This window comes from Paenibacillus rhizoplanae (assembly GCF_042684125.1).
Taxonomy (GTDB): domain Bacteria; phylum Bacillota; class Bacilli; order Paenibacillales; family Paenibacillaceae; genus Paenibacillus_AQ; species Paenibacillus_AQ rhizoplanae.
Genome location: NZ_JBHUKY010000066.1, coordinates 1 through 1,566, shown reverse-complemented (window position 1 = coordinate 1,566; position 1,566 = coordinate 1). Strand labels below are relative to the sequence as shown.

1 pseudogene is annotated in these 1,566 nt (G+C 47.4%); it reads left to right on the top strand.

The window, feature by feature from the left end:
* Nucleotides 1-88: 88 nt before the first annotated feature.
* Nucleotides 89-1,453 (top strand): annotated as a pseudogene (locus ACFSX3_RS26250) (IS1182 family transposase); the annotation flags it as partial.
* Nucleotides 1,454-1,566: the final 113 nt, after the last annotated feature.

Below are 1,566 nucleotides of genomic sequence, written 5' to 3'. Positions count from 1 at the left end.
TCAGACTGTTGAAAAAGTCTTTATTTCACACGACACTGCGTTAATCTGGTATAATATAGGTAACTTTATTTGGAAAGCGCGGTGTCTTATGTTAAACGAAAAGGATCATGGAGATAGAGGGAAATATCAAATGGAGCTTGTTTGTTTAGACCAATTGGTCCCTCCCAATCACCTCCTTCGCTTGATCGAAAAACATGTGGATTTTTCGTTCATCACCGAAAAGGTACGCCCCCTTTACAGCGAATTCCAAGGGCGACCCTCGATTCCTCCCATCCGTTTATTCAAAATGATGCTGATTGGCTACCTCTTTAACATCGGCTCTGAACGGATTCTGGAGAAAGACATTGGTGTGAACCTGGCCTACCGCTGGTTTTTGGGCCTGGGTCTCAGCGACCGCGTTCCGGACCACTCCACGATTAGTTCCAATCGCAATGGACGATTCAAGGGAACGACCGTCTTTCAGGATATTTTCGACGAAGTGGTACGGCTTGCAATCTCTCACCACATGATTGCGGGACGGCTTCTTATCACCGATTCGACGCATATCCAGGCCAATGCCAATAACAATCGTTACACGCAACAAATCACAAGCGCGTCGCCTCAGGCCTATCTGCAGGAATTGGACCAGGCCGTTCAAGAAAGCCGGGAGGCTCATGGAAAAAAGCCCCTGGCTCCTCTACGTAAAAGAGCGGCAGAGGAGCAACCGAAAAAGGAAAAGGTGAGTCTGACCGATCCCGAGAGCGGCTACATGAGCAGGAATAACAAACCGGAAGGGTTCTTTTACCTGGACCACCGGACGGTGGACCACAAATACAATATGATTACCGATGTGTATGTGACGCCAGGCAATGTCAATGATTCCACGGTATATATGGAACGTTTGAACCGGCAACTGGAGACCTTTGATTTTGGCGACACGCTGGAGGCCATCGCCTTGGATTCAGGCTACATGGTCCCCCATATTTGCAAGCAAACGATCTCATGGATGACGGTCATTGCCGAGCGTAAACCCCCTAGCAAGCCTGGCTTTTATACGAAAGAAGACTTCACATATGATGCGCAAAAAGATGTATATGTCTGTCCCTTAGGGCAAGAACTCACGTACCGAACGACAAACCGTAATGGTTATGATGAGTATATCTCGCCCAAGAAGCACTGCAGGAGCTGCCCAACATTGACACAATGTACTGAAAACCAAAAGCACGAGCGTTTGATTCAGCGGCATGTATGGGAGGACTTTAAAGAAAAAGTGCGGCAAAACAAGAAAAGTCAGGAAGGCGAAAAGATCTACAAGTACCGCGCTCAAACCATTGAGCGTAGCTTTGCTGATGCCAAAAACCTCCATGGGTACCGTCGATGCCGGATGCGAGGCAAAGCCAAGGCACAGGAGCAGGCGTTGATGACGGCTATTACGCAGAATCTAAAGAAAATAGCCCGGCATTTAGCCAAAAAGGAGGCCTACGTTTTGCATTTGGATCTGACAAACGATAGATCTTCTGATTTTACCTATTATTTAGGAATTCCCAGGAATGTAGCAGCTTGAAAATCGGCTTTTTCAACAGTCTG